This window comes from Oceanobacillus kapialis, from assembly GCF_044790185.1.
Lineage (GTDB): Bacteria > Bacillota > Bacilli > Bacillales > Amphibacillaceae > Oceanobacillus_B > Oceanobacillus_B kapialis.
The window spans coordinates 2,936,630-2,959,197 of record NZ_CP085256.1; the positions used below are offsets into that span (position 1 = coordinate 2,936,630).

The 22,568-nt window shown below is 36.9% G+C and carries 26 protein-coding genes, 1 pseudogene and 1 riboswitch; of the genes and pseudogenes, 8 read left to right on the forward strand and 19 right to left on the reverse strand.

Translation table 11 applies throughout. From position 1 onward, the window contains the following. The first annotated feature begins 81 nt into the window (after window positions 1–81). Window positions 82–315, forward strand: coding sequence for a hypothetical protein (locus tag LG273_RS15285; protein WP_379560302.1), 234 nt, complete (start codon window positions 82–84; stop codon window positions 313–315). Next, entirely contained in the window at window positions 302–862 is a 561-nt protein-coding gene (locus LG273_RS15290) for a hypothetical protein (protein WP_404455105.1), read from the forward strand. The genes LG273_RS15285 and LG273_RS15290 overlap by 14 nt, the downstream gene beginning before the upstream one ends. A gap of 429 nt (window positions 863–1,291) precedes the next feature. Here LG273_RS15290 and LG273_RS15295 read toward each other — a convergent pair. From LG273_RS15295 to LG273_RS15345, 11 genes and pseudogenes are all read right to left on the reverse strand, one after another. Continuing rightward, window positions 1,292–1,729, reverse strand: a pseudogene (locus LG273_RS15295) (SDR family NAD(P)-dependent oxidoreductase); the annotation flags it as partial. A gap of 299 nt (window positions 1,730–2,028) precedes the next feature. Then, a complete protein-coding gene (locus LG273_RS15300) occupies window positions 2,029–2,649 on the reverse strand; it encodes a bifunctional 2-keto-4-hydroxyglutarate aldolase/2-keto-3-deoxy-6-phosphogluconate aldolase (protein WP_404455108.1) in 621 nt (206 codons plus the stop codon). A 44-nt stretch (window positions 2,650–2,693) separates the two neighbouring features. Continuing rightward, window positions 2,694–3,647 (reverse strand): sugar kinase, encoded by a 954-nt coding sequence (locus tag LG273_RS15305; RefSeq protein WP_404455111.1) that lies wholly within the window; start codon window positions 3,645–3,647, stop codon window positions 2,694–2,696. A 33-nt stretch (window positions 3,648–3,680) separates the two neighbouring features. Beyond that, on the reverse strand, window positions 3,681–4,355 hold the full coding sequence (gene rpiA / locus LG273_RS15310) for a ribose 5-phosphate isomerase A (RefSeq protein ID WP_379560297.1): 675 nt from the start codon (window positions 4,353–4,355) through the stop codon (window positions 3,681–3,683). A gap of 75 nt (window positions 4,356–4,430) precedes the next feature. Beyond that, window positions 4,431–5,264 carry a 5-dehydro-4-deoxy-D-glucuronate isomerase gene (gene kduI / locus LG273_RS15315; RefSeq protein ID WP_404455115.1) on the reverse strand — a complete coding sequence of 278 codons (834 nt, stop codon included), beginning with the start codon at window positions 5,262–5,264 and terminating at the stop codon, window positions 4,431–4,433. A gap of 61 nt (window positions 5,265–5,325) precedes the next feature. Beyond that, complete coding sequence (locus tag LG273_RS15320; protein ID WP_404455118.1) at window positions 5,326–6,081, reverse strand: SDR family oxidoreductase; 756 nt, start codon at window positions 6,079–6,081, stop codon at window positions 5,326–5,328. A gap of 12 nt (window positions 6,082–6,093) precedes the next feature. Then, window positions 6,094–7,098: a zinc-binding dehydrogenase gene (locus LG273_RS15325; protein ID WP_404455120.1), complete on the reverse strand. Its 1,005-nt coding sequence runs from the start codon at window positions 7,096–7,098 to the stop codon at window positions 6,094–6,096. 86 nt (window positions 7,099–7,184) lie between these two features. Continuing rightward, complete coding sequence (locus LG273_RS15330; RefSeq protein ID WP_379560291.1) at window positions 7,185–8,492, reverse strand: TRAP transporter large permease; 1,308 nt, start codon at window positions 8,490–8,492, stop codon at window positions 7,185–7,187. Between the two features lie 24 nt (window positions 8,493–8,516). Next, entirely contained in the window at window positions 8,517–9,002 is a 486-nt protein-coding gene (locus tag LG273_RS15335; RefSeq protein ID WP_379560290.1) for a TRAP transporter small permease, read from the reverse strand. Window positions 9,003–9,022: 20 nt separating this feature from the next. Further along, window positions 9,023–10,048, reverse strand: a complete 1,026-nt coding sequence (locus tag LG273_RS15340; protein WP_404455124.1) for a TRAP transporter substrate-binding protein — start codon at window positions 10,046–10,048, stop codon at window positions 9,023–9,025. Between the two features lie 19 nt (window positions 10,049–10,067). Beyond that, complete coding sequence (locus LG273_RS15345) at window positions 10,068–11,042, reverse strand: C-terminal binding protein (RefSeq protein WP_404455127.1); 975 nt, start codon at window positions 11,040–11,042, stop codon at window positions 10,068–10,070. Between the two features lie 414 nt (window positions 11,043–11,456). Between LG273_RS15345 and LG273_RS15350 the strand changes: the two genes are divergently transcribed. Together LG273_RS15350 and LG273_RS15355 are read left to right on the forward strand one after the other, a co-directional pair. Continuing rightward, window positions 11,457–12,221: an IclR family transcriptional regulator gene (locus LG273_RS15350; RefSeq protein ID WP_404455130.1), complete on the forward strand. Its 765-nt coding sequence runs from the start codon at window positions 11,457–11,459 to the stop codon at window positions 12,219–12,221. 498 nt (window positions 12,222–12,719) lie between these two features. After that, complete coding sequence (locus LG273_RS15355) at window positions 12,720–13,583, forward strand: GyrI-like domain-containing protein (protein ID WP_404455133.1); 864 nt, start codon at window positions 12,720–12,722, stop codon at window positions 13,581–13,583. A 119-nt stretch (window positions 13,584–13,702) separates the two neighbouring features. Here LG273_RS15355 and LG273_RS15360 read toward each other — a convergent pair whose 3' ends face one another. Continuing rightward, on the reverse strand, window positions 13,703–13,960 hold the full coding sequence (locus LG273_RS15360; RefSeq protein ID WP_404455136.1) for a hypothetical protein: 258 nt from the start codon (window positions 13,958–13,960) through the stop codon (window positions 13,703–13,705). Window positions 13,961–14,190: 230 nt separating this feature from the next. Next, a riboswitch (SAM riboswitch) is annotated at window positions 14,191–14,292 on the forward strand. Between the two features lie 100 nt (window positions 14,293–14,392). Here LG273_RS15360 and LG273_RS15365 point away from each other — a divergent pair. Genes LG273_RS15365 through LG273_RS15380 form a run of 4 tightly spaced genes read left to right on the forward strand, consistent with a single transcriptional unit; the run spans window position 14,393 to window position 18,211 of the window. Further along, window positions 14,393–15,493, forward strand: coding sequence for a 5-methyltetrahydropteroyltriglutamate--homocysteine S-methyltransferase (locus tag LG273_RS15365; RefSeq protein ID WP_404455139.1), 1,101 nt, complete (start codon window positions 14,393–14,395; stop codon window positions 15,491–15,493). Between the two features lie 54 nt (window positions 15,494–15,547). Then, window positions 15,548–16,312: an SDR family NAD(P)-dependent oxidoreductase gene (locus LG273_RS15370; protein WP_404455142.1), complete on the forward strand. Its 765-nt coding sequence runs from the start codon at window positions 15,548–15,550 to the stop codon at window positions 16,310–16,312. Between the two features lie 51 nt (window positions 16,313–16,363). Then, a complete protein-coding gene (locus LG273_RS15375) occupies window positions 16,364–17,686 on the forward strand; it encodes a Na+/H+ antiporter NhaC family protein (protein ID WP_404455145.1) in 1,323 nt (440 codons plus the stop codon). 54 nt (window positions 17,687–17,740) lie between these two features. Then, complete coding sequence (locus LG273_RS15380; RefSeq protein ID WP_404455147.1) at window positions 17,741–18,211, forward strand: S-ribosylhomocysteine lyase; 471 nt, start codon at window positions 17,741–17,743, stop codon at window positions 18,209–18,211. Between the two features lie 198 nt (window positions 18,212–18,409). On the opposite strand, the gene LG273_RS15385 is transcribed toward LG273_RS15380, so the two are convergent. From LG273_RS15385 to LG273_RS15415, 7 genes are all read right to left on the reverse strand, one after another. Continuing rightward, window positions 18,410–18,796, reverse strand: a complete 387-nt coding sequence (locus LG273_RS15385; RefSeq protein ID WP_404455150.1) for a DUF192 domain-containing protein — start codon at window positions 18,794–18,796, stop codon at window positions 18,410–18,412. 212 nt (window positions 18,797–19,008) lie between these two features. After that, a complete protein-coding gene (locus LG273_RS15390; protein WP_193064230.1) occupies window positions 19,009–19,494 on the reverse strand; it encodes a M48 family metallopeptidase in 486 nt (161 codons plus the stop codon). 258 nt (window positions 19,495–19,752) lie between these two features. After that, window positions 19,753–20,373, reverse strand: coding sequence for a bis(5'-nucleosyl)-tetraphosphatase (symmetrical) YqeK (yqeK, locus tag LG273_RS15395; protein WP_404455153.1), 621 nt, complete (start codon window positions 20,371–20,373; stop codon window positions 19,753–19,755). A gap of 253 nt (window positions 20,374–20,626) precedes the next feature. After that, window positions 20,627–20,797: a hypothetical protein gene (locus LG273_RS15400; RefSeq protein ID WP_404455155.1), complete on the reverse strand. Its 171-nt coding sequence runs from the start codon at window positions 20,795–20,797 to the stop codon at window positions 20,627–20,629. A gap of 377 nt (window positions 20,798–21,174) precedes the next feature. Continuing rightward, complete coding sequence (locus tag LG273_RS15405) at window positions 21,175–21,882, reverse strand: Crp/Fnr family transcriptional regulator (RefSeq protein ID WP_066189347.1); 708 nt, start codon at window positions 21,880–21,882, stop codon at window positions 21,175–21,177. 64 nt (window positions 21,883–21,946) lie between these two features. Further along, entirely contained in the window at window positions 21,947–22,180 is a 234-nt protein-coding gene (locus tag LG273_RS15410) for a heavy-metal-associated domain-containing protein (protein WP_066189344.1), read from the reverse strand. A gap of 66 nt (window positions 22,181–22,246) precedes the next feature. Continuing rightward, window positions 22,247–22,546 carry an iron-sulfur cluster repair di-iron protein, ric gene (locus tag LG273_RS15415; RefSeq protein WP_066189342.1) on the reverse strand — a complete coding sequence of 100 codons (300 nt, stop codon included), beginning with the start codon at window positions 22,544–22,546 and terminating at the stop codon, window positions 22,247–22,249. Between the last annotated feature and the right edge of the window lie 22 nt (window positions 22,547–22,568).

Below are 22,568 nucleotides of genomic sequence, written 5' to 3' on the forward strand. Positions count from 1 at the left end.
TATAATTAGAATATGAAGGTGTTCAACTGAGTATTTATTAAAGTACATTACCTTTAGGAATTGGTAAAAGGGGTGGTTTTAATGAGAAAGATTAATTTAAATGATATCGATGACAACATCATTACAAATAAGAAACAGGCAAATGAAATCATACAAAAAGAATTTGGTTCAAAACGACGAAAAAAATCAAGAGCTCGTTCTGCAGGCGAAAAAATAGCATTAGATGAAATCTCTTTAAACAGGTGGGAAAAAGCCGTAGAGGCTGGGAAAATAAGAAGTATTGGGAAAAGGCGCTTGTATTATGATTACAATTGAGGAGCTTAAAAAAGAATTCAACAAATTGAAAGATAAGCCGAAGTTCGAAAAGCAGCTAGAGTTTTCTTCTTTGTTGACCGAATACTTGGCTTCAAAAAACATCCATCCTATTATTGTAGGAGGACTATCAGTAGAAATATACACTAGGGATGACTATCACACCCACGACATCGATTTCGTTAGCGAGGGATGGGATTTGTTTAATGAAGTCCTTTTATCTCTTGGTTTCGATAAAATACAAAGAGTTTGGTATCATAAAGATTTTGAAATAGCTGTTGAAGTACCGAGCAGCCAGTTAGAAGGAAGTAAGGAACATGTCTATGAACTCACACTTCCCTCCGGCCGCAAAATTTATGTAATTGGAGTGGAGGACATCATCATCCATAGAGTAGAGGGAGTTTCTTTTAAAAACTACCCAAAGGAAGATGAGGATTATGAATGGGCTTATCGTATGTTTTACATCCACAAAGATAATATAGATATGCATTATCTTATTAGAAAAGCTAAAGAATCCAATATATTTCATTTAATAGAGGGCTGGCTGTAGTCCTGTTTTGGTTACAAAATAAGACAACTTGTTAAGCTGGATTGAGTGAAGTAATACTAGTTAAAGTATTATAAAACTCTTATGAATTCATCATACTATCTCTTCTGTTTTCGTTGGGAAAGAAACGACAGAATCCCTATTTAGTTATGTTCCAAAGCCAAAAAAAGGGTTTCTGTATCCAATTGAAAAACCTGGGATTGGTGTCGAATTTGATGAAGAAAAAGCAGCAGAATATCCAGTCGTATATAGACCCCATGAATGGACACAAAGTAGAATACCTGATGGAACAATTGTTACACCATAAAATAACACCAGAGATCCTTTATTTAATGGATATCTGGTGTTTTAGTATTTCAGTCCATATCTAAGCCGTAGATATGGACTGATGGTTAACGGGATTAAAACGAAAAGTTTCAGTCTCCTTTACAATTATAAAGACATACCTGCGTCAACAACTAATTCTGTTCCAGTCACGCGGCGTGCTTCATCTGAGGCTAGGTAAAGTGCCCCATTGGCAAGGTCTTCGGGTTCTACAACTTCACCTAGTGGAATGGTTTCAATATATTTCTTTGCTAACTCCGGATTATCGAAAATAGCCTGTACCATTGGCGTTCTGGTGGTTCCAGGAATTAAAGCATTCACACGAATTTTATCCTTAGCAAGAATACCAGAAAACGTGTATGACATGGTACGTACCGCTCCCTTAGAGCTAGCATATCCGGGATAATCTGTTGGAGTTAAAGTACTGTTAGAACCCACATTTACAATACTCCCTGATTTATTCTCTTTCATATATGTAACAGCATGCTTAATCATGTAAAAAGTTCCATATGCATTTACTTTGTAAATTTTATCAAACTCCTCTGAGTTAAACTGCTCACCACTACAAAATTGCTAGTGATGAGCAAAGCAAGGAGTTAACAAGATAAACTATTCTTACAGCAATTTTGGCAAACCAATTCATATACTACCTTATTGTTAATGAAGCCAATAAACGACTTCCAAAGACTAAGACTAGTAATGACCTGATTATGTTATCTAGCAGTTACTTGTATAATGTTTAAGTCAGGCAACTCTTTTAGACTTTTAAAGTGCAAAGGGGAAATTTCCAAAAATAGATAATCTAATCCATCTTCCAATACCTTGTGACTAATTAGACTTATCCACTACCTTTGCATGATGTTTACTATTTCAGACGCAGCTTCTTTTATTTCTTCTATACTATCCTTATAAATATTGCTGCCAATACTAACAGCTACCGCTCCGTTATCTATCCATTCCGTAATATTATTAAGATTAACTCCCCCAGAAGGCATTAGGTTTACTTGAGGGATTGGTCCTTTTATCGTTTTAATGAAGGAAGGGGAAACTGCATTTCCTGGAAAGATCTTTATAATATCCGCTCCAGCCTCCATCGCTTTAATAATTTCACTGGCAGTAAAACAACCGGGAATGTATGGTACCTGATATCGATTACAAAGCTTAGCTACTTTTTCATCGAATGAAGGGGAAACAATAAATGATGCACCAGATAGAATTGCTAATCTTGCGGTAACCTCATCTAATACCGTTCCTGCCCCAATAACCCAATCCTTATCATCCTGTTCGGACAGGTCTTTAATTAGCTTAGAAGCATTAGGTACCGTATACGTAACTTCCATTACTTTAATTCCACCTAAGTAAGCACCTTCAACGATTTTCGCTGCTTCTTGGACGTTCTCCCCGCGGATTACAGCAATAATTTTATTTTCAATTAACTGTTGAAGTGTCGTTAATTTATCGTACACTTTCATTCTCCTCCTCATCAATATTTACTTAGTCCCGTCCTCCACTATCTTTCTATAATCTCTTTCTCACCTAGTTGTTCCAGAACCTCATCGTAATAAGGTAGACCTTCATTATCTCCTTTAACCCCGACAACCATCGCTCCTATTGTATTAGCAAATGTTAACGTTTTTTCAAGGGGCCAATTGTTTGTAATACCGTAGAGAAAACCGGCATTAAATCCATCTCCAGCCCCAACCGTATCAACCACTTTCTTTACTTTAACTGCTGGGAGCTCTATTTGTTCATTGTTATAATAGCCAACCGAACCTTCAGAACCCTTTTTTATTGCGACATATTTAATACCAAACTTCTTACATGCCTCAATAATAGCTTTAGGTTCATTTATCCCAAGGATGATTTCCATTTCTTCACTTCCTGCAAGTAATATATCTACATCTGGGAGAAGGCTGGATAATATACGACTGGCTTCTTCTTTACTCCATAATTTCAGACGAATATTCGGATCGAACGAAACCATCACACCATGTTTCTTGGCTAACTTTATAGCCTGCTTCATGATAGGAAGATTGTTCTCCGTATTAACTGCTGGGAAAATTCCAGTTATATGTAGGATCTTAGCATTTCGAAAATACTCCTCCTGCAAACTATCTGGGGTCATGGTTAATACAGGAGACTTTTCACGATAGTAGAATGTATTTACATTTCCGTCTTCTTTTATTTCCTTAAAATTTAACGAAGTAGGGTAGTTTTCAACTAATTCAACTTGCGATACGTCTACCCCTTCACCTCTGGCAAAATTTCGAATATGCTTCCCAAATTCATCATTCCCCAACCTGCTTATCCATCCAGTACTTAACCCAAGGCGAGAACATCCGATTACTACATTTAGTTCTGCTCCACCTACTTTTTTTACAAATGACTCACTAAAGCGCATTGGTCCAGTGGTAACAGGATTAAATGCAATCATTGCATCACCAATTGTTATGATGTCTTTCATATACGATTCCTCCCTAAGTGCCCGTTTGTCAAATCACCTAAGTAATTCAACTTTTTCCTCATGGCCAATAATGGCTAGGTCCGTCATGTTACAAAATAAACCTGTTTCTATAACACCAACCAATAATTTTAATTGTTCGTGTAACTTATTAGGATTTTCTATCAATCCAAAATGACAATCTATGATATAGTTTCCATTATCTGAAATAAACACTTGTTCATCCTGCAACCTCATAGTAGTTGAGCATCCAAGTTGTTCTAGACTCCTAGCCGTAGCTTTCCAGCCAAAAGGAACTACCTCTACTGGTAAGTGGTGTTTTCCAAGCTGGTTACATAACTTACCGTCATCAGCAATAATGATTAAACGATTAGCCAAATGATTTACAATTTTTTCTCTAACAAGAGAGCCCCCTCCACCTTTTAACAGATTGAGATTCGTATCTATTTCGTTAGCACCGTCGATTGCTAAATCTATTTTCGTTGTCTCACTAAAATCTGTTAGTGGAATTCCAAACTCTTTTGCCCACCCCTCGGTTCGTTTTGACGTGGGTATTCCTTTGATGTTTAATCCGCTATCCACTTTTTCCTTTAACTTTCGAAGCATCCAATAGACAGTTGAACCTGAACCCAATCCAATCGTCATACCATTTTCTATTGAATCAACCGCTTTTTCACCTGCTATTTTTTTCTTTAACTCACTTGTTTTCAATGAAAATCATCTCCACGATCGATGTTTCAATAAAAATATAAGCCTATTACAGGCTTATATTTTTATTGCTGTTTTTTATTTTAGATCATTCTTATCGACATGATCCATGTCATCAAAGGTATAGTTTTCTCCTGCCATTGCCCAGATGAACGTATAGTTCTTTGTACCAACACCTGAGTGGATAGACCATGGTGGTGAAAGAACAGTCTGCTCATTGGAAACGACTATTTTACGAGTATCCTCTGGACTGCCCATGAAATGCATAACCTTTTCATCCTCATCAAGATCGAAATACAAGTATGCCTCCATTCTTCTGTCATGCACATGCGGGGGCATCGTATTCCACATATTGTTTGGAGATAGGAAAGTCATTCCCATCATAAGTTGGCAGCTTTGAATACCATCTGCATGAATATATTGATATAAATCCCGTTTGTTAGATTGAGAATCATCCCCTAAATGTCTATGCGTAGCTTCTTCTAGTTTCATTATTTGGGTAGGATAGGTTTTATGAGCTGTAGCAGAGACAACATAAAACTTAGCAGGGCTGGATGGGTCCACACTTTCAATCAATACTTCCTCATTCCCTTTTCCTACGTACAGACAATCTCTTTTCCCCAGTTCATACGTTTCACCATTAACTTTAATTTTTCCTTTGTTGTCTGATATATTGAAGAATCCAACCTCTCTTCTTTCGAGGAAATACTCCGTCTTCAATGTTTCCTTATCTTCTAGTTCAAGCGGTTTGTCAGTCGGAACGGCACCACCTACAATTAAACGATCATAGTGTGAATACACCATTGTTATTGTTCCTTCTTCAAACAGATTTTCAATTAGAAAATCATTTCTTATACGTTCCCCTGTGTAATGTTTAAAGTCTGTTGGATTTGTAGCATATCTGATTTCCATCAAAATTCCCCTTTCTGTATATCAATAATTCATATATAAGATTTCAAAAAATAGTTACTACCTATCTACTAAGATACCCGCCGTCAACAGCGATGGTATAGCCGTTCATATAATCCGATGCCTTAGAAGCTAGAAAAATAGCAGCACCTCTTAGGTCATCTGGATTCCCCCATCTTCCAGCAGGGATTCTCTCTAAAATACTGTTATAACGATTTTCGTCTTCCATAATTGCTGTATTCATCTCTGTAGCAAAATACCCTGGCGCAATACAATTCACGTTGACGCCAAGCTTGGCCCATTCATTTGATAGCGATTGACTAAATTGCATAACAGCACCTTTACTAGCAGCATAGGCTGGTACCGTATAACCACCTTCAAAAGAAAGCATCGAAGCTAAATTAATTATCTTACCCTTTCCGCGTTCTATCATATGTTTACCAACGGCTTGGCAGAGAAAGAAAACAGCATTAGCATTAATGTCCATAACAAAGTCCCAGTCTTTCTTTGGAAACTCTACAGAAGGGTGGCGACTTTGGACTCCTGCATTATTTACTAAGATATCGATTTTTCCAAATTCCTCCACTATCCCATTAACTAGGGATGCATACTCATCAAAATTAGATAGGTCAAAATTAATCCCATGTGCTCTCACACCTTCATTTCGGATTTCATCAAGCACATCTTCTGTTACATTCCTTGCAATAATCACAACATCCGCTCCTGCACTGGCTAATCCAAGAGCCATCCCTTTTCCAAGTCCTCGATTGCCACCAGTCACAACAGCAACTTTACCAGTTAAATCAAATAAGTCATTCATTTTTTATACCTCCTATGTAAAGTCATACATAACTTTTACTGCGTCCGTTTGGGTTGTTAATAAGTCAAATCCCTTACCTGCTTCCTCCGGTCTTAGATAATGCGTAATAATTTTCTCGAATTCGGGATTGTTAGATAATAATTCAATCGCGATTTCAAAATCTTTATCTGTATAGACCCGGACAAACTTCATGGATAACTCTTTGAACATCCCCTCGCGCATATCAACCTTAGGAGGCTGTTTATACATAGCGACGATAATGATATTCCCTCTAACCTTTACAATTTCTGTTAGGGATTCTACAACGGATGGATGCCCTGCACAATCGAATACAAAGTCAGCTCCCACTCCCGAAGTAGCTTCTAGTATCTTTTCTTTTAGTTCTTTAGTAGTTGGATTTATGGTTTTAAAACCAAGTTCTTTAGCTTTTGCCAAGCGACGTTCATTTGGCTCAACGACTGTAACATTTGTTGCACCATAAGACTTTAAGGTAAGTGCAACACAAAGGCCTATCGTCCCAGCACCAAACACGACTACATTGTCTCCCGGTAAATATTTGCCTTGTCTAACAGCGTGTACAGCTACAGCAAATGGCTCAATTAATGCACCTAAACGCATAGGCAAGTTATCTGGCAATGGAACAATACAATTTATTGGAGCTTTAACATATTCTCCAAAACCACCATCACAATCGATCCCAACTAGTTTTAAGTTTTCACAAACATGGCTTTGACCAGTTTTGCATGGGTGACATTCTCCACAACGTAGTAAAGGATTGACGGTAACTCGTGTTCCTCTTTTTAACGTGGGATGACCCTCTTCAATGGTTCCAGAGAATTCATGCCCCATCACAAGCGGTGCTTCAGCTCGTGGATGGACCCCCGCATAAATGCTTAAATCACTCCCACAAATTCCCGCATGTGAAGTTTTAATTAATGCCCATCCTTTAGTAAAAGTAGGTTTAGGTCTATCTTGGAAAGAAACTGTTTTTGGTCCTTCATAAACTACCGACTTCAAAAAAATCACTCCTTCTGTAATAACTAAGATAGTAGAATTGGGCTAGCCTCCAAGAGATACTCCCCTGTTAGCTAATGCCATCACTTTTACTTTAATAGACCAAACAGTTCCGGTATGAATAAAGAAATAGAAGGTACAAAGGTTACTAACAACAGAATAGCAATAGACACTAAGAAAAATGGCATCAACGGCTTTATCACACTTTCAATTGGCAACTTGGCCACCCTTACCCCAACAAATAACACCGGCCCTACAGGTGGAGTGATTGTACCAATACTTAAATTTAAAACCATCATGATACCGAATTGAATTGGGTCTATTCCAAAGCTCTCTGCAATTGGTAAAAAGATAGGTGTAAATATTAGTACCGCAGGAGTCGGATCCATAAAGGTACCAACAATTAACAGGATGATGTTCATGATTAATAGAATGAAAATCATATTATCGGTAATGGATAATAATAGATCGGCTATTAATCTTGGAATGTTAGTAAAAGACATAACCCATGACATGATAGATGAAACGCCAATCAAAAAGACCACGATAGAAGTCGTTCTCGTCGCTTCTAATAATATATTAGGTAAGTCTTTAATTTTAATGGAGCGGTAAAGAAAAGATAATAATAGTGAGTAAACAACAGCGATAGCAGAACCTTCTGTTGCCGTAAAAACCCCACCAATTATTCCACCAATAACAATAACGATTAACAGCAAACTTGGTATTGCATCTAAAATAACTAGAAGTCTTTGTTTCCAACTAATTTGGATCTGACTCTTATATCCTCTTTTTTTAGATATGAAAAGGGCTACTAAAATACACGCAATCCCCCATAAAATGCCTGGTAGATATCCTGCTAGAAAGAGTGCTGCGATGGAAGTTCCACCACTGACTAATGAGAAAACAATCATAATATTACTCGGAGGAATTAGCATCCCAGTAGGTGCGGAAGCTATATTTACGGCAGCACTAAATTCTCTTTTATAACCTTCTTTTGCTTGTAATTCTCCCATGGTGCTTCCAACAGCTGCTGCTGATGCTACTGCAGAACCACTTATTGAACCAAATAACATGTTAGCTAATATATTAGTATGTGCTAAGGATCCTGGCATTCTACCAGCTAAGATCTTCGCACAATTTATTAGCCTTGTGGCTATGCCCCCATTGTTCATAATTACCCCTGCTAGAATAAAGAACGGGATAGCCAAAAGTGTAAATGAATTAATACCAGTGAACATTCGTTGTGCAGAGGTTAATAATCCATCATCAAAATCTACTATTGTAAACATAGCCAGCACTGAAGAAATCCCAACCCCAATACTTATCGGCACCCCAATTATGAGGAAGAAAGCTATGCCTAATAGAAGTATTAATCCGGCTTGAACAGCGATATCCATATAGTATTCTCCCCTCTGCCAGAACTACAGCTGTTCTATAGAATTTTTGTTTTTTATAATACGAGCAATATTGTAAAGGCAGTAAAAAATAGTAAATACTCCACTCAATGGTAATGCTGCATATAAATAGCCAACTGAGATTTGTAAGGATGCAGAAAGTTGATTCCAAGCAATCTCTGTAGCGTACAAGCCTCCCATTATGAGTACAAAAGTTACAAAAGCCATAATCACTACTTCGATAAAAATCTCTACTGCCAATTTAATTTTCGCCGGGAACTTATCTTTAATAAATTCCACTGCCATATGTCCTCTCTCTCCAAACACAAAAGCTGCCCCAAACAATACCAACCATACAAAGCAATACTTTGCTAACTCTTCGGAGATAACACTCGGATCGTTTAAAACGAACCGAGTGAATACTTGCCAAGTAACGAGCAATACTAGGAAGCCGAACAAACCAACACATATTGTTGCCAATACCTTATCTAGAACCCTTTTTACTGCTTCCATAATAAATTCAACTCCATTTACTATTCCGCTGCTTCACGAACTTTTTCATATAGTTCTTGTGCAGTATCAGAAGTTAGTTTTTCTTGAATTAATGGCTCTACTTCACTTTGGAAGACTGAAATGTCCACATCGTTAAATTCAGCACCTTCTGCTTCTGCAGCTTCTTTCGCAGCCTGAACATCCTCATCGAACTGTTTAACTTCCATATCAATAGCTGCAGATAATTCATCCATAAAAATTTCTTTATGTTCATCACTCATCCCATTAAACAAGTCAGAGTTAATGATTAGGTAATCAGGTACCATTAGATGCTGGGTATAACTGTAGTAAGGAGCTACTTCTACGTGTTTTAGATCATTGTAGATTAACTCGTTATTCTCTCCACCTTCCAACACACCTGATTGAATAGCCGTATAAACCTCACCTTGCCCCATTGGCGTACCAATACCACCCATTAATTCAAGCATTTGTACATTTGTATCACTTTCCATAACACGAATTTTTAATCCTTCCATATCCTCTGGCGTATTTACGGGACGCTCATTGTTATAAACGTTTCGCACGCCGCCATGGAAAGCACCAACTACCGTCATTCCTTCATCTTCCACAGAGCTATATAAATCAGAAACTATTTCTTGATCATTTACTACTGCCATTTGATGTTCTTTTGAGTCGAATACATACGGAAGGTTAAACACCGCAAAATCCTCATTAAAGTTTTCCATCAAGCTTCCACCAACGATCGACATTGCGATAGTACCTGATTGCACAAGTTCAATTGTTTCTCTCTGTTCGCCTAACAATGCGTTAGGTGATACCTCAATTTCATACTTTCCATCCGTTAGTTCATTAAACTTTTCACCAAAAGACTCCATTGCTTTAAATTGAGGGTGGTTTTCAGGTTGGTTGAATGCTACTTTTAATAGTTCCGAACTTGAACTTGAGCCTTCACCAGATGTTTCCGTATTATCTCCACAGGCTGAAATAATTACCAATAATAATAAAGCACTTACAAATAACATGAAAAACTTCATTGTTTTTCTCATTCATAACAGCTCCTTAGCATTAGATTGTATTAATCGGATAATGGATATTTTCTCCATTAATAAATCGCACAGATTCCTCTGCCACCTTACGTTTTAGTTCTAGTGCTGCTTGCACAGAATACCAGCCCATATGCGGCGTAATAATAAAGTTATCATGCTTAAGCAATTCCGCGTTAGGATCCATTGGTTCTACTTCTGCAACATCAACTGCAGCACCAGCAATCCAATTGTTCGTTAATGCCTTATTTAAAGCTTGTTCATCAATAATGCCTCCACGAGATACATTAATTAGATACGCTGTTTCTTTCATTTGCTGTAATTCTTTTTCTCCGATTAAATTTCGCGCTTTATCCAATGGACAATGAATGGATACAACATCTGACTGCTTTAATAAGTCTTCTAACGTTACAACTTCATCAACCAACTCTGATAAGTTACTAGAATCTTTTTCTTTGGTTAGATATTTGGGATCATAGCCAACTACTTTACATCCTAAGGCCTTGACCTTTTTGGCAAATGAACTTCCAATCCTCCCAATACCGATAACCCCAACTGTCTGTTCACTGTGTCGATAAAGTGGGATGCTTTTTTGGTAATCCCAAACCCCTTTACGTACATAATCATTCATTAAGTTGATTTTTCTTGTGAAATTTAGCATCATAGCTAAAGCTTGGTCTGCTACTTCATTCATTCCATAATCAGGCACATTACCAATTTGCACCCCATGTTTCGTTGCTGCCTCTACATCAACGTTATCTACTCCAACACCATAACGTACAACATATTTTAAATCTGGTAAACTTTCAAAAACCTTCTCCGTTATCGGAGCATACTGATTAATAAAAACCTCATACCCCTTGCCATTCGCTATCACATCTGATTCGGTTTTGCACTTTGCTAGTTCAAACGAAATATTAGCCTCGTCAAATACTTTCTTTTCCATATCTACATTTCCATGATCGCAATCGGTGATTAAAACGTTAAGTTTAGCCATTAAAAATTGCTCTCCTTATTTAACAGATTAGTTAGTAGGTGATCATTGGACACACTATAACTTTAGAAATTCTTAGTAAAAAACCCTTAATGTAAACGGTGTCAAAAAATACAAAAGAAAAAAATCTCAATATTTAATATAGACTTCACTCCCCCTAATTTATATGTGGAAATGGTAGTTTTTACAAGTCGTTTCATGTATGTATCCACAGTTTGTTCCATAATGCAGAACCGTGTTCCACAAATACATTATAACAAGCGCTTACATGTATGGCAATACTAAATTTTTAAAATTTATAAACTTACAACTGCACATACAAAATGCTTTATCACAGGCATTTTACAAATGGTAAAATTTGATCTACTATTTATATTAGATTAATAGACGATTATTTACTTATAAGGAGCGAACCATATGTCGAACGTTCAATCTATTGAACGAGCATTTGCTATATTAAAAGTGCTTTCCAATAAACCGGAGGGAGTACGTATAACTACCCTTGCTAAAGAGGTAGGACTCACAAAAAGTACTACACATAGAATTACTTCCACCCTCGTGAATTTAGATTATGTTCATCAAGATTCAGAGACAGAAAAATACATGCTTGGAAATCAATTGATTCGATTAACCAGTCTTATGTTAAATAACATGGATGTAATAAAAGTGGCAGAGCCTTTTCTTGCTAATCTTTCCAGAGATGTGAATGAAACTGTACACTTATGTGTAGAGGATAATGGCGAAGTGCTCTACGTCGATAAAAAGGAAAGCAATCAAAACATCCGGATGTACTCTACAATCGGCAGTCGTGCACCACTTTATTGTACGGGAGTCGGAAAAATACTCCTTTCCGGAATGAGTCCATCTTATTTTCATGAGGTGTTAGATAAGATTAATTTCGAGTTACGCACGGCACTAACAATCACTTCAAAAGAAGAGCTTATAAAAGAAGTGGAGAAAGTTAAGACGCAAGGGTATGCATTAGATAATGTAGAAAATGAGGAAGGTATTCGTTGTATTGCTGGGCCAATATATGATTATCGAGGGAAAGTAATAGCAAGCTTTAGTATCTCTGGTCCCACTAACCGTGTAACGCTGGATCGTGTAAAATCGGAATTGGCAGGTAAAGTAAGCGAAACATCTAAAAAGATTTCCGCCAATTTTGGTTACTCACCAGAATAAAATAGTTAGCTTCACCGCTTGGATACTTATTCACTCAACGCTAAGCATTGATATATACTACAAAATAATCTTATTACTAGAAAAGCTCGTGTTATAACATAAGATTGCAGAAATGAATTGGCTTGATGCCGGGTTCCAAATTTTTTTCCTGCTCTTTATTATTGCTATCATAACGTTAATTGTAAAATGGAAAAAAAGAAAAGACAATAAAGATTATAATGTCACTAGAGGTATAAGCTACCTTCTAGTGATTTTTTGTGAATCGAATCTTACATGCAAATTGATACATTGTATTAAGCCTTCCCCAATTCATTATCACCATAAAGTGAACCTTCATTTTGTGTGTCTTTTACTGCCAGTTAAAAGGGAAAATACAGCCACTAATTTAGATATAGCAGCTCCATTTTAAAAAGTTCGAAATCCGATATTTATCACCATAAACATGTCGAGTATTTCCAACATCACTTTGCTATTATGTAGAAAGAAAGGAGGGATACCATGTTAAAAGAATTAAACCAAGTCATTGACTATATGGAAGAAAGGTTAACGGATGATCTCTCGCTTGAAGCCATTTCTGAATATGCCGGGGTTTCCGACTACCACTTCCGAAAAATATTCTTTTATCTTTCTGGAATGACACTGAATGAGTATATAAAAAACAGAAGACTATCCGAAGCGAATAAGGATTTGTTGCGAGGCGAAAAGGTCACAGATGTTGCTTTTAAATATGGATATCAGTCGGTGGACGGATTTACCAGAGCGTTTAAGAAATGGAACGGGTTTTTGCCCTCAGAAGTACTAAAAAAAGGGATAAGCAAGACATTTCCGAAGTTCACATTTGTCATAACAGTTAAAGGAGGAAACGAAATGGAATTTAGAATGGTAGATAAACCAGCATTTAACTTAGTTGGGGTAAGTAAGCGGGTACCGATGCAATTTGAAGGGGTTAATAACGCAATTGTCGAGCTTGCGAAAAGCATAACGGAAGAGCAAAGGAAGGAAATGCATGCACTGCAAAATATAGAACCATATGAAATCGTGAATGCATCCTATAATGCGGACGCTCAGTTTTTAAAAGAAGAAGGCGATTTAACGCACTTGATCGGTGTATTAACAACAGACGATAACGTTAGTGATCAACTAGATAAGGTGGCGGTGGAAGCTTGTACGTGGGCGGTTTTCCCTAATGAAGGGCCATTTCCATCAACCCTACAAGAGACGATGGCAAAGACGTATTCAGAATGGCTCCCCTCTTCCGATTATGAAGTGATCCCTGCTCCTAGCTTTTCGTTTACTAAAATGGATAAACAAAAAGCGGATTACGCGTATAGCGAGGTATGGCTTCCTGTGAAGAAAAAATAACATGCGAAGAACGTATATACGCCTTGTGTTTAAAGGTGATATAGACAAGAAGAAAAAAAACGAAACGAGGCACTCTAGGATATAACTTCTTAGAGTGCCTCGCTATTTTATGTGATCGTTCATTCTATTCCATCAAGATTCATTTCTGATTTATATTTGTATAAAAACCGATGGACTTCACCGTCACTGGCAACCCATTCCTTATCATAACGGCTATCAGCCCAAGATGTATTTCCCACGGCCCGTATGTGAAGAACTCCAGCCGAAATGGTATAGATTCTTTCTTCTCTAGAATTTCTATCCTCAGAATAGGTCTTCCTAGTAAATCCTTCATTTTGCTCGATGATTTTTTGCCTCGTAGAACTTGTTAATCGCACCATATTTGCCCCCTGTAGGTATTAAGGTATAACGAATTTAGCTTTTCTTCTAAGTTTGTTTTCTGGAACCTTCCATCTTATCTTTAGATATATATTTCTTGGATTTAATAATTATGTGCTAAAAACGAAAATGAAGAAACACCCCCACCTTTTTCCCAACCATCAAAAACTACTTGACGGTCAGTTCATTATCCTGTATCTTTAATTTTACAAATTACATATTGCGAATTTTCTTATCCAGAGAGGTGGAGGGACTGGCCCTACGATACCTCGGCAGCAGCTCACTAAGAGTAATGTGCCAATTCCAGAAGCGTAACGCTTGAAGATAAGAAGAAGTATTTTAACGTTGACGTTATAAGGCCTCTTCTTGCTATAGAAGAGGCCTTTTTTATATGTATTTAGACTTTCACAAACAAATTAGGGGGAAAAGAAATGACACAAAATACACCAGGACCATTTAGAGCTGACCATGTTGGGAGCCTGCTTCGTCCAGAACGTTTACTTCAGGCAAGAAAGGATTATAAAGCAGGGGAAATTACATCTCAAGAATTATATGAAGTGGAAACAGTAGAATTGAAACGAATAGTAGATAAACAAATCGAAGTAGGTCTTGATGTTGTAACAGACGGTGAATTCCGTAGAGACTGGTGGCACTTGGACTTTTTGGAACACCTTAATGGGATTGAAGGCTATGTTCCCAGCAAAGGTTTTGACTTTGAAGAGGAAGAAACCGAAGCCTACAATATTCGAAATATCGGGAAGATATCTTTCAATAAAGAGCATCCCTTCATCAAAGACTTTATTGAATTTGACAAGATTGTTGCCTGTCGTGCTGTTGCCAAACAAACGATTCCAAGTCCCAATCAACTACTTTATGTAAGTATGAGAAATCCTGATATCTACCCGAATATCGAGGACTATGCGACCGATATTGTCAACGCATATAAAGAAGCGTTGGCTGCCTTTTACGATGCAGGCTGCCGTTATTTACAGTTAGATGATGTTTCGATAGCAGGGTTCGTTACAAATAATGATTTTATCTATGATGATGCCTATACCATGGATCAATTGTTTGATCTCTCCCTTCGCATGGTAAATAGCGTACTTGAAGATAAACCAGCAGACCTTACCGTGACTACCCATTTATGCAGAGGAAACTATCGATCTACCTATGCATTTTCCGGCGCTTATGACAACATTGCCCCACGCTTATTTCCTGAAGAAAAAGTAGATGGCTTTTTCCTGGAATACGATGATGAACGTTCCGGCACATTTGAACCGTTAAAATATGTTCCTGCAGGCGGGCCAAAAGTAGTGATTGGTATTTTCACTTCAAAAACAGGCGAGCTGGAAGATAAAGAAGCAATAAAAGCTCGAATTGCCGAGGCTAGAAAATATGTTTCCGATGATCAAATTTGCCTTAGCCCACAATGTGGATTTTCTTCAACACACCATGGTAATAAGCTAACAGAAGAGCAGCAATGGGCAAAACTGAATTTTATCGCCGATGTGGCAAAAGAGATTTGGGGATAAGGCTATCTATTGTTCATCACCTAAACGTGGCAACAGGAAAGGAGTACGTTTTCAATGTATACGATGGATCTTACAGATAAAGTTGCCATTGTCACTGGCGGGGCACATGGCATTGGAAAAGCAATTGTTGATGCATTTTTAGATTGTGGTGCAAAGGTTGTGGTTGTGGATATGGCAGAAACACACGATGAAACAACGACTAAAACGTTTCATGTTAAAGCCGATGTGTCCAATCCGGAACAAGTAACCTCAATAGTTAAATCAGTCATAGCCCATTTCGGAAGGGTTGACATTTTAGTCAATAATGCCGGCATTTCGACCATGGACTATTTTGTAGATATTAAAGAACAGGACTGGGATAAGACAATGAATGTGAATGCAAAAGGGGTCTACCTTTGCATGCAAGCCGTTGCGAAACAACTGCAAGACCAAGGCCAAGGTGGAAAAATTATTAATATCGCCTCACAGGCTGGGAAGAATGGCTACCAACTAATGGGCAGCTATGTTGCTTCTAAACATGCTGTACTAGGGATGACTAAAACGGCTGCACTCGAACTTGCGAAAGATAAAATTAATGTGAATGCCGTTTGCCCTGGAATTGTTGAAACAACGATGAAGCAAACAGAAAGGGTAATTGGCGGAAACTTACGCGGTCTTCAAGCTGAAGATATTAAACAAGAAGATCATTCGCAAGTTCCACTAGGAAGAACGGCTGTACCAGCTGACATCGCGAATGTCGTTGTTTTTCTGGCATCAACCTACTCAGATTACATGACTGGCCAAGGAATTAATGTAACTGGCGGTATGACAATGAACTAATTAACGGTTCTTACAAATTCACTTTAAAACAAATTAAAGGAGGGTATTTTGATGGCTAATACTACAAAAGGAAGTCTTTTTGCACTACTACCATTATTTATTTTTGTACTACTATTTATTGGCACTGGCGTCATTTCTGGAGACTTTTCCAATATGCCGTTAAATGTTGCGGTTATTATTGCAGCAGCTTTTGCACTTGCCATGAATAGAAAAGAGAAATTATCTAGTAAAATTGAGATATTTGCGAAAGGAGCAGGACACCCTAATATTATTCTAATGGCTGTTGTTTTTGTGATGGCCGGTGCTTTCGCGCAAACAGCCAGGGATATGGGGGCTGTCGATGCTACCGTAAACTTGGGATTATCGGTCATTCCTGGCAATCTATTAATGGTTGGACTATTTGTGGTTGGTTGTTTCATCTCTGTTTCAATGGGAACATCGATGGGTACAGTTGCTGCGCTAGCACCAATTGGAATTGGGATCGCAGAACAAACTGGCATACCGATTGCGCTTGCCATGGGTACCGTTATAGGTGGTGCAATGTTTGGTGATAATCTGTCGATGATTTCCGATACAACCATTGCAGCTGTTCGGACACAGAAAACAAAAATGAGTGATAAATTTAAAACAAACTTTTTCATTGTTCTACCTGGAGCTATCGTAACAGCAATTCTTTTATGGGTGGTTACCGCAGGAGCTCAAATTGATACGATTGGCGATTACTCTTTTGATATTGTGAAAGTTTTACCTTATATAGGGGTACTCGTCGCCGCTCTAGCTGGTGTTAATGTGTTAGTCGTATTAACTGGTGGAATATTGTTTGCTGGAATTATTGGGTTGGCCGATGGCTCATATACGCTAAGTGGATTTGTTCAAGCCGTTTCACAGGGAATCATAAACATGGAAGATATCGCTATCGTTGCCATCTTAATTGGTGGGATGATTGGAATAATCCAACATAACGGTGGCATTCAGTGGTTATTAAACTTTGTAACAAGTAGAATCAAAACGAAAAAAGGTGCGGAGCTTGGGATTGCAGGTTTAGTTAGTGCAACAGACATTGCAACTGCCAACAACACCATTTCCATTATTGTAACAGGTCCGTTAGCAAAAAATATTTCAGATGAATATGCGATTGATCCTAGAAAATCAGCAAGTATCCTCGATATCTTTGCTGGTGGATGGCAAGGAATCGTACCATACGGCGGGCAAATGCTTGCAGCTGCAGGGTTAGCAGCTATATCACCAATTAGCATCTTGACCTATTCTTTCTATCCGATTGCTATCATTCTATGTGGAATAGTTGCCATTCTAATTGGCTTCCCTAAATTCAAGGAAAATAAAGCCGCTAGCGTAGATAAAAAATTAGCTTAAAGAAACTGTAAATCTGGTAAAATAGTAAAAAATATAATTTAAGGAGTGGAATACATGGTTAAAAAAATGAACGTAGAAAGCTTTAATCTTGATCATACAAAAGTGAGAGCACCTTATATTCGTCTAGCAGGAACGACTACCGGAGCAAACGGAGACGTTGTTCACAAGTACGATCTTCGTCTAAAGCAGCCAAATCAGGAGTATATGGAAATGCCTGCACTGCATTCACTGGAACATTTAATGGCTGAAAATATCCGTAACCATCACAGCAGTGTCATTGATCTAGGGCCTATGGGATGTCAAACAGGTTTTTACTTATCTGTTATTAACCATGATAACTACGACGAAGTATTAGATGCCGTAGAAGCAACATTAAAAGATATTCTAGTAGCAACAGAAGTTCCAGCATGTAATGAAGTGCAATGTGGTTGGGCAGCTAGTCATAGTCTAGAAGGTGCAAAAGAGTTAGCTGAAGAGTTTCTCGCTAAACGATCAGAGTGGCATATCGTATTTGGTGAAGAATAAAGATGAAAAAGGTGAACAGTTATAGGGCTGTTCACCTTTTTTGTGGATTGTTAGTAATATCTGATTAATTGTTTCCTTGATATCTGGGAATATATAATTGAAATAAAAGACACTGGTACTAGACAAGAAAATGTCTAAATAATTTAAGTTAAAGTCAGTTAATTCGCTCATACCCTAGTTGTTAGAGGTAAGATGAATTCAAACAAACTTTACATAATCTCCTTCTTTGATTCGATTCTTTTCAAACCATCCTTTATTCACTTCAATTGCATAACGATAAGAAAATTTTGGATAATAGATAGGACATTCATTCCCTTTACAGGGCTCCATATCTAGTATGTTTAGAATTTCCCCATTTAAATCAAGAAAAGCAATAGATAAAGGAATTAATGTGTCTTTCATCCAAAAGCCAGCATATATTTTTCTTGAAAACACAAATAACATCCCTTCATTTTCGGGTAATTTTTCAACAAGCATTAAGCCCTTTTCAATTTTTTCTTGCGTATCTGCAACTTGAACGGTTAACCTAGTTTTCCTGTTTCCGCTGATTATCTTTATCATTTTTGTTTTTATTCTATTTTCCATGTTCACTCACCTTCGACTATTAGTAAAAGCGTGAAAGAAATTTGGTTAGAAAACAAGAAAAAATAACGAGGTAAGCTTCTTATCGTTTTTAATACTTATTCTGTGGCTTAAAATTTAGTACTTTGTTTTCAATAACACAACAACAATAAAAAAAGGAAAATCCTTCTTGTTGAAGAATCGCACCCGTTTGTTTAAGTACATCTTTTCACAAACTACTCCCAAATTTCATCTAATTTATTCGAGTAGAAATCAATCGCTTTTTTATAACCTAAAATTTCATCGTCTGTTGTTGTATCTGTTAAGCATTTTAATAATAACTCCATCGCTTTACTATGTTCGTTCAAATTATATAAGGTCATCGAATAGAATGTTTGAATAGCCCTGTTGTTTGGAAATGATTCAATCCCCTTTAGAAATATACTTTTTGACTTTTCATACTCGCCTAATGTTCTATACGTACTCCCTAATCCTAATAAAGCCCCTTCCAATTCCTTTGAAGACAACCCTAATTTGATTGCGTTTTCATAAAAGGGTACTGCTTTCGATTCTTCTCCTAATAAATCAAAACTCCAAGCACACTGATAGTTAATTGATGCATTATTAGGGAACTCCTGCACCAGTTTCGTGAGTAATTGATTTGATTCTTTATGATTTCCACTCTTCCGCAAATCAACAGCCTTTTCTAATTCTATTCCCATCATTTTCATCTCCAATGCTTTGTCTCTTGTACCACTAAACTGCCCCGTTAGCTAAATAACACCTATCTAAATACTAACATAATATTCCAATGATAAAACTCGAATTTTATAAAGCAAGGTGACCCCATAAGGATCACCTTGCTTAACTCTTGCACCCGATAGTTTAAGTGTACTATTTAACATTCTTTATTGGCTTCTAAAGTTCTTTTGATAACAACTAGAATATAACAATTTTAGATATTTAATAGCAAACCTTTATTAAAAAGCTAATTTTCTTTTTAAATCTTTGTGTGCCTCTGCTAACCATGGATGAACTACCTTTAAAGTCTTTTTTCTTGCCCATAAATAATCTATATACGCATAAGCAGCATGACCTATTGAAAATTCAAGTTGGGATTTAATCTGATTTATATACGGCGGAGTACCATCCTGGTCCCATTCTATTTTATCCGCAACAAATACTATTTGGTCAATTTTACTGGATTCTCTTTTCAATGTAGTATGACACTCAATTGCACTAAGTATCTCTTCATCCTGAATATTAAAAATTTCTTCAGCCATCACTCTCGAAATTCTTTGGTGGGCAATAAGGGGAAATATTCTTTCTGCGTCAAACACATTTAACCCTAATTTTTCAACTACAACAGCTCTTTCATTATTAGGAAATACAACGCTTATATCATGTAATAGTCCTGCCGCTTTAGCAACATCACCATTACTATTGAAAGAATGAGCTAGTCTTTCGGCTTCTTTCCCTACCTTACAAGAGTGTTCGGCAGTATTTGTAAAATAATTGCTTTTTAGGAAAGTTACTACATCATGTTCAAGGTCGACAGATAACTCGAAATTATTAGTATATTTTTTAAACAGTTCCCTCATCTTGATTCCCCCATACTACAAACTTATTTTTAGAAAGTTTTTATTGGTTATTCTGCTCCATTAGCTTAATATCTGCTACTCCAATACTAACATAATATTCTAAAAACAAAATCAAAAGTTTAAGGTGACCCTACTATGATCATCTTGATTAACTCTTGCACCAGTTACTTTAAGTGTGATATTTCACAAATCACTTTGTGAAATAAGATAATTAACGAGAAGTATAGGTTCTTTTGATTTAGTAGAAAGACGCTCACTTTTTGGTTTTAGGCAAGAAATATGAGCTACCACCCATTAAAAAACCACCCAAAATAGCAAGTATTGTACCGATTATAACCCAATGAGTCAATAAAAAAGTCGATATATATATTCCTAACATCAATAAGAATAAGCCAGCAAAAAATAAGAATTTTACTTTTTTCATTTTCCTTATTCTCCCTTCTAACCTTCTTTATTTGCTTTTAAGTAATGCACCATTTACTTTAAGTACACTAATTCACAATCCAAATTATAATTTTAACATAAATTTCCAATTCCTTAGCTATTTATCAGAGGAATTCGCTAAGTTATTAGGGAGTAGTTCTGCTAAATAATGAAGTTGACACAAATTTATGTCATCTTGGTAAAATAAGTGCCAAATAAGGAGCCATTTTTCTTTCTTTTTTGTAGATAGACATTGTTAAACCAACAAAAATTAGCAATCCATTTTATATGCTAATTGGATTGCTAAAAGGTTTGTTATTTTATGTTTTGTACTATTAAACTTAACCCGTTAGATGATGGCACGCTACTCTCTTATATTTATTCAGTATGAAGTAACAATTGATCTAAATCCATTATTTTAATTTTCTTTTTCGGTAACTGTTTAATCAATCCAAGTTCTTCTAGAGTAGTAAATTTACGGCTGATTGTTTCTGGTGTGGTACCAAGATACGAGGCTAAATCCTTTTTGGACATTGGTAAGATAATCGTTGGACTATTGCCACTTCCCTTTTCAACATTCTCAGCTAAAAAGGATATAATGCGGGTTTCTACATTTTCAATCGCTACTTGTGTGGTTTGTTTTTCAGAATCCTTCAAACGCATCGTTACTTCTGACAGTATTTTTAATGAGATCTGCGGATATTCCACCAAATACTCTTGTAAATCCTCTCGTTTAATTAAACAAATGGATGTATTTTGTAGTGCTTCCGCATAGTTCTCATGAATACTTCCAGGTTGGAAAATGGCGACTTCACCTGTAAAATCACCGGGATTTAAAATGCGAACAAGTTGTTCTTTTCCAGAATCCGATAAGCGGTAAATCCGAGCCTTACCTGAATTGATAATATATAAGGTATCATCTTTCTCACCTGCACGGAATAACATTTCCCCTTTTTGTAGATGAAGTGTCTTGGCAGATTCCGCAATCAAATCCATTTGTGAGTCTTCCAGATGGTTGAAAATGGGAACAATACGAATACATTCTGCATGTCCATGTTGGTGATGACAACATTGGTTTTGTTCCAAAATAACCTCTCCTTTTTATAAAAAGCCTAAGAGGGCATCTTAGGCTTCCTTTCTATTCACTCGATTAAGCAGGTTTTACCTTTGATTTGACAACAGGATATCCTAAGTCTTCAATTGCCTCTTCGATATCGTTAATAACGACTGCTTCTGAATCAAAATCTACTTTTACTTTACTAGCATTGAACATTACCTTCAAGCTATCTTGATTCACACCGTTTATTCCTTTCACCGCATTTTCAATCTTTTGGAGACAAGATGGGCAAGATAAGGTTTCTAATTGAATCGTTGCTTTTTGCATAAATCATTTCTCCCTTCATTTTTTAACGACCGTAAACCAATTTATTCTTTTGTTTTTGGGTTACTTTTAAGCCTGATATGCTTTGTCTACTTCTGATAACATTTCGTAGGTGCCTGCATATGTTTCACATACATCTCCAGGAATGGCGTAGTTGTCTGTGATTTTTCGTAACTGAGCAAATTCAACATCCAAGTCTGGTTTGTTTGCACCAGCATCTTTTACCTTTTTACTGAGTTTTTCAAATAGTTCACGTACTTCAAAGGCTTCTGGATGGTTCTTACCATGGGCCCGTGTAATCGCAGTAGTGTATAAATCCAGTTTTTCAAAATGGTTTGTTATTACTTCGTTAAATGTTTGTTCAGACATTATTATTTCCCTCTTTCTATAT

Coding starts and splice junctions, on each gene's coding strand:
- LG273_RS15290 (WP_404455105.1), top strand. CDS start 302: ATGATTACAATTGAGGAGCTTAAAAAAGAATTCAACAAATTGAAAGAT.
- LG273_RS15385 (WP_404455150.1), bottom strand. CDS start 18,796: ATGGAAAATAGAATAAAAACAAAAATGATAAAGATAATCAGCGGAAAC.
- LG273_RS15350 (WP_404455130.1), top strand. CDS start 11,457: ATGTCGAACGTTCAATCTATTGAACGAGCATTTGCTATATTAAAAGTG.
- yqeK (WP_404455153.1), bottom strand. CDS start 20,373: ATGAGGGAACTGTTTAAAAAATATACTAATAATTTCGAGTTATCTGTC.
- LG273_RS15330 (WP_379560291.1), bottom strand. CDS start 8,492: ATGGATATCGCTGTTCAAGCCGGATTAATACTTCTATTAGGCATAGCT.
- LG273_RS15305 (WP_404455111.1), bottom strand. CDS start 3,647: ATGAAAGACATCATAACAATTGGTGATGCAATGATTGCATTTAATCCT.
- LG273_RS15370 (WP_404455142.1), top strand. CDS start 15,548: ATGTATACGATGGATCTTACAGATAAAGTTGCCATTGTCACTGGCGGG.
- LG273_RS15335 (WP_379560290.1), bottom strand. CDS start 9,002: ATGGAAGCAGTAAAAAGGGTTCTAGATAAGGTATTGGCAACAATATGT.
- LG273_RS15320 (WP_404455118.1), bottom strand. CDS start 6,081: ATGAATGACTTATTTGATTTAACTGGTAAAGTTGCTGTTGTGACTGGT.
- LG273_RS15285 (WP_379560302.1), top strand. CDS start 82: ATGAGAAAGATTAATTTAAATGATATCGATGACAACATCATTACAAAT.
- LG273_RS15380 (WP_404455147.1), top strand. CDS start 17,741: ATGGTTAAAAAAATGAACGTAGAAAGCTTTAATCTTGATCATACAAAA.
- kduI (WP_404455115.1), bottom strand. CDS start 5,264: ATGGAAATCAGATATGCTACAAATCCAACAGACTTTAAACATTACACA.
- LG273_RS15375 (WP_404455145.1), top strand. CDS start 16,364: ATGGCTAATACTACAAAAGGAAGTCTTTTTGCACTACTACCATTATTT.
- LG273_RS15415 (WP_066189342.1), bottom strand. CDS start 22,546: ATGTCTGAACAAACATTTAACGAAGTAATAACAAACCATTTTGAAAAA.
- LG273_RS15355 (WP_404455133.1), top strand. CDS start 12,720: ATGTTAAAAGAATTAAACCAAGTCATTGACTATATGGAAGAAAGGTTA.
- LG273_RS15345 (WP_404455127.1), bottom strand. CDS start 11,042: ATGGCTAAACTTAACGTTTTAATCACCGATTGCGATCATGGAAATGTA.
- LG273_RS15340 (WP_404455124.1), bottom strand. CDS start 10,048: ATGAGAAAAACAATGAAGTTTTTCATGTTATTTGTAAGTGCTTTATTA.
- LG273_RS15410 (WP_066189344.1), bottom strand. CDS start 22,180: ATGCAAAAAGCAACGATTCAATTAGAAACCTTATCTTGCCCATCTTGT.
- LG273_RS15365 (WP_404455139.1), top strand. CDS start 14,393: ATGACACAAAATACACCAGGACCATTTAGAGCTGACCATGTTGGGAGC.
- LG273_RS15390 (WP_193064230.1), bottom strand. CDS start 19,494: ATGGGAATAGAATTAGAAAAGGCTGTTGATTTGCGGAAGAGTGGAAAT.
- LG273_RS15400 (WP_404455155.1), bottom strand. CDS start 20,797: ATGAAAAAAGTAAAATTCTTATTTTTTGCTGGCTTATTCTTATTGATG.